This is a genomic window from Alistipes sp. CAG:29 (genome assembly GCF_000435435.1).
GTDB lineage: Bacteria > Bacteroidota > Bacteroidia > Bacteroidales > Rikenellaceae > Alistipes > Alistipes onderdonkii.
Genome location: NZ_FR893475.1, coordinates 121,406 through 125,960, shown reverse-complemented (window position 1 = coordinate 125,960; position 4,555 = coordinate 121,406). Strand labels below are relative to the sequence as shown.

The 4,555-nt window shown below is 61.2% G+C and carries 4 protein-coding genes and 1 pseudogene; all 5 read right to left on the bottom strand.

The window, feature by feature from the left end; genetic code table 11:
- Nucleotides 1-452 (bottom strand): annotated as a pseudogene (locus QVP03_RS09410) (FAD synthetase); the annotation flags it as partial.
- Nucleotides 449-1,105, bottom strand: coding sequence for a redox-sensing transcriptional repressor Rex (locus tag QVP03_RS09405; RefSeq protein WP_018695994.1), 657 nt, complete (start codon nt 1,103-1,105; stop codon nt 449-451). The gene QVP03_RS09405 and the pseudogene QVP03_RS09410, both read right to left, overlap by 4 nt.
- A gap of 10 nt (nt 1,106-1,115) precedes the next feature.
- Nucleotides 1,116-2,960 (bottom strand): PBP1 and LysM peptidoglycan-binding domain-containing protein, encoded by a 1,845-nt coding sequence (locus QVP03_RS09400; RefSeq protein WP_141405619.1) that lies wholly within the window; start codon nt 2,958-2,960, stop codon nt 1,116-1,118.
- Nucleotides 2,957-3,724 carry a 3'-5' exonuclease gene (locus QVP03_RS09395; protein ID WP_022333219.1) on the bottom strand — a complete coding sequence of 256 codons (768 nt, stop codon included), beginning with the start codon at nt 3,722-3,724 and terminating at the stop codon, nt 2,957-2,959. The genes QVP03_RS09400 and QVP03_RS09395 overlap by 4 nt, the downstream gene beginning before the upstream one ends.
- Before the next feature lie 10 nt (nt 3,725-3,734).
- A partial coding sequence (gene dnaN, locus QVP03_RS09390) for a DNA polymerase III subunit beta (protein ID WP_288210734.1) occupies nt 3,735-4,555 on the bottom strand: 821 nt, incomplete at its 5' end.

Here is a 4,555-nt window from a genome sequence, read left to right as displayed (position 1 = left end):
GCGCCGATGCGCCCCACGAGGTAGTCGCGGATGAACGTGTCGGGCGCAAGGGCGCTGAATGCCTTGTCGAACGGGATGACGATCAGGTTGTCGATGCCCTGCTGTCCGAGCAGGTAAATTTTCTCTTCGAGCGAGGTCAGCAGCCGCAGGCCGTCGGCCCGGCCGAGCGTCACGCGGGGATGGGGTTCGAACGTGAGTACGACGCTCTCGCCGCCCTGTGCGCGAGCCCTCCCGGCAACGGTACGCAGCAGGGCCAGGTGCCCGCTGTGCACGCCGTCGTACGATCCGACGGTCACCGTCGGACGGACGAAATGCGGAAGTGCATCGAACCCGTAAAAAACCCGCATGTCCGGCCGCCCGGCAACCGGACGGTGTTCCGCAAGGTCGCCGTGTATGTCGTGGCTGCCTGTTTTTCCGCCCTCTGCTGCGTTTTTTGCTTCGCGTTGCATCATGCGTTGCTGCTGTTGCTTTCTTCGTTTTCCTTGACGAAATAGGCCACCTTTTCGAGCAGCGTGGTGATGTCGTAGTTCTCGACGACGATGCCCTGCGGGAAATTCAGCGGCGTGGAGGTGAAATTGAGCACGCCCTTGATGCCGGCGTTGATGATCGGCACCACGAGGCTCGGGGCGACCTTCGTCGGCGAAGAGACGATGACGATGCTGATGTCCTGGTTGACGACCATGTTCTCGAAGGTGTCCATGTGGTAGCACGGGATGCCGTCGATGGTCTTGCCGACCTTCTCGGGATCGACGTCGAAGGCAGCCGTGATCTTCAGCTTGAGCCCCTTGCCGTTGAAATATTTGGTGATGGCCTGTCCCAGGTGTCCCATGCCCAGCACGGCGATGTTCATCTGCGAGGGGCTGTCGAGTATCTTGCTGATGTACTCGATGAGCACCTGTACGTCGTATCCCTTTTTCGTATCGCTCGAAAAGCCTATGAGCATCAGGTCGCGGCGCACCTGCACGGCCGTGATGCCGTGGATGCCCGCCAATACGTGCGAGAAAATATGCGTAATGCCCTGCTTGTGGCTGGCTAGGAGCGTACGGCGGTATTCGCTCAGCCGCTCGATGGTTTTTTCGGGGATCGTATTGGTCAATGCTGCCATAGGGGTCGCTTTATTCGATGGTGATCGTAAAGTCGCTGTTGTAGTTCACCCGCGTCCAGTTGCGGTTGACGTGGTTGTCGCGCTGCTCGCCCTGGCCGAAGACATAGGTGGTTTGCAGCGGCGTATAGCTGCGTCCTTCCATGTCGTATTCGATGTCGTTGTACATCGCGGGGCAGAAGATCAGGGCGGCGTCGTAACCGCGGTAGGAGTAGAGCGAAGGCAATGCGCCGAAGGCGCGGATATAGGCACGGTCGAAATCGAGGATCGCCTGCGAGTCGCGCTTGGCGTGGTAGGTGGAGATGAATACGACACGGTCTTTGAAGAACACCGTGCGGTCGAGGTTGCCGTAGCGGTTCCAGCGGGTGTTGCCCAGCACGACGAAGCGCGGAGCCGTGCGTCCGCGGCCCGTGATGCTCGTATCGGCCGAGGCGATGGCCGCGAGGATGCGCTCGACCTCGACTTCGTCGTCGGTCATGACGACGAAAACATTGTCCTCGCCGTTATCCAGCAGCGGCGTCAGGTCGCCCGGGTTGTTGGCGGGGCGGTTCGACGGGTGCACATAAGTATAGGTGTATTTCCGGTAGTCGGAGTCGCCCAGCAGGGCGAGGATCTCGGATTCGAAGTCCTTGTCCGTGCTGTCGCTGTAAATCAGCGTCACCTGTTTGTCTCCGTTCACCAGGTCGGCGACCTTGTCCCATTTGTGCGACGGGTCGGGTGCCATCTGGAACAGGGCGTCGCTGTTCATCCCCGTGATGCTGGCCAGCGGCGAGACGACGGGGACGTCGTGCTCCTCGGCATAGAGGATGACGGGATGGAGCCCCTCCTCGTATACGGGGCCGACGATCAGCCCGGTGCCGGCGAAGGCGTCGCTTTTGACGATTTCGCGGATCGCATCCACATTGCGGGCCGTGTTGTAAAGCGTGAGGGCTATCGAGTGGCCGTATTTCGTCCGCACGCTGTCCAGCCCCAGCAGGAAGCCCTGGTAGAATTCGAGGTAGTTGCCGTTGGGCTCGTTGCCGACGGCCATCGGCAGCATCAGCGCCACCTTGAGCGGTGCGCTGCGGCGCAGGGCGCGGAATTCGACCTGCTTCGGCCTGCTGCCGGCAAAGATCCCCGGGAGTGAGTCCTGCACTTGCAGGCTGTCGGCCTGCGGGCCGTTTTCGGCGGCTGCGAGCTGTTCCGCAGAGCCCGGCACCTTGATGATCGCCCCGGCTTTCAGGTCGGCGGGTTTCAGCCCCCCGTTGAGTGTCCCGAGCCGATCCTCGGTGATACCGAAGCGGCGCGAAAGCGAATAGAAGGTTTCGCCCGGTTTCACGATGTGGTAGGCGAAACCCTCCTCGGCTACGCTGTTGAGCGAATTGCGGTAGGCCTCCCACTGCTCCCTCGTGCCGGCTTCGTCTTCGGAGCCGATCTCCTTCTTGCGGATCAGGATGCGCTCCCCGAGGCGCAGGTGCGCCGGGTCGAGGTTCGGATTGTCCTCGATGACGGTCTGGATCGGGATCTCGTATTTGCGCGAGATGCCGTAGAGCGTCTCGCCCTGCGTCACGGTATGGATGTCGAAAGTCTTGCGCAGCTTGCGATCCGACTTGGGCTGGGGGACGTCCGATACGAAGGGTATCTTGATGCTCTCCCCTGCGCGCAACCCCTGCGCTGCCGCGGGGTTGTGTTGCAGGATGACCTTCTCCCCCACCTCATAGGCCTTCGAAAGCCCGTAGAGCGTTTCGCCGGGCTGCACCGTGTGGACGTAGAATTTCGAGCCGTTGATATACACGATCGTCCCGGATTTCTGCACCGCAAGGGCGCACAGGCTCCACAGGAGCAGCAGGGCTGTCGCACAGAATCGCTTCATCGTCATTTCGTTTTTTCGCGCATACGGATCTCCGTGATGACCTTCTTGGTGTAGAGCGGGAAGTCCCCGTTCATCATCCATGCGTAGTAGCTCGGCTCCGCGCGGAAGACCTCGGCGACGGGGCGCCCCTTGTACTTGCCGAACCCGAAGACCTCCTCGCCCTTTTCGTTGAAAAGGATGCGCCCGGCGTAGTCAGCCGCCTCGCCGCGGGTCGAGAACTCGGCCAGTTTGTCGATGTCGTTCTCCAGGTCGGGGTAGCGTTCCAGCTGCGCCATGAGCACTTCGTAGGTCGCCAGCGTATCGGCCTCTGCCGAATGGGCGTCCTCCAGATCCTTGTCGCAATAGAATTTATAGGCCGCCACCAGCGTGCGCTGTTCCTTCTTGTGGAAGATGTTCTGCACGTCGACGAAACGGCGGCGTTTGAAATCCACGTCGACGCCCGCCCGCAGGAACTCCTCGACCAGCACCGGCAGGTCGAAGCGGTTGGAGTTGAAGCCGCCGAAGTCGCAGCCGCGGATGAACTGTTCGAGCGATTTGGCGACCTGCGCGAAGGTCGGGCAATCCCTGACGTCTTCGTCCGTGATGCCGTGGATGGCCGTGGCTTCCGCCGGGATATGCATTCCGGGGTTGAGCTTGCGGGTCTTGACGATCTGCTCGCCGTCGGGCATCACTTTGACCATCGAGATCTCGACGATGCGGTCTTTGGCCGTGTCCACGCCGGTGGTTTCGAGGTCGAAGAAGACGATCGGGCGCTTGAGGTTTAACTTCATCTGTCGGGCGTTATGCGTTGATCATCATCGGCATGAGCAGCATGAGCGTCGCGCTGGTCTGCTTGTCGTCGTAGACGGGTTTGAATACGCCCGCGCGGGTCGAGTCGGCCAGTTCGACCACCACGGTCGGGGTGTCCATGTTCGAGAGTATCTCGACCAGGAACGTCGATTTGAAACCGATCGAGATCGGCTCGCCGTCGTAGCTGCACGTGATGGTCTCGTTGGCCGAAACCGAGAAGTCGATGTCCTGCGCCGTGAGGTTGATCCGGTTGTCGCCGATGTCCATGCGGATCAGGTTGGTGGTCGGGTTCGAGCAGACGGCCACGCGCTTGATGCCGTTCACCAGCTCGATGCGGTCGACGAGCACCTTGTTGGGGTTGTTGGCCGGGATCACGGCGTTGTAGTTCGGGTAGTTGCCCTCGATCAGGCGGCATACGAGCGTGTGGCTCTTGAGCTTGAACATGGCGTTCTTCGAGTCGAAGCTCACCTCGATGGCGTCGTCCTCCTTCAGGAGCACCGACTTGAGCAGGTTGGCCGGTTTCTTGGGCAGGATGAACGATGCGCTGACCTCGTTTTCGGCTTCGGACTCGTATTTCACGAGTTTGTGCGCATCGGTTCCCACGAACGTCAGCGCCCCGGGCGCGAGGTTGATGTAGATGCCGTTCATCACCGGGCGCAACTCGTCGTCGGCCGTGGCGAAGATGGTCTTGTTGATGCCGTTCACGAGCATGTCCACATCCAGCCGGAGCTCCTTCTTCTCGGCGCTCAGCTGCGGCACGGCGGGATAGCTCACGGCGCTGGCGCCGGGGATCGAGAGCGAACCGCTCTTCC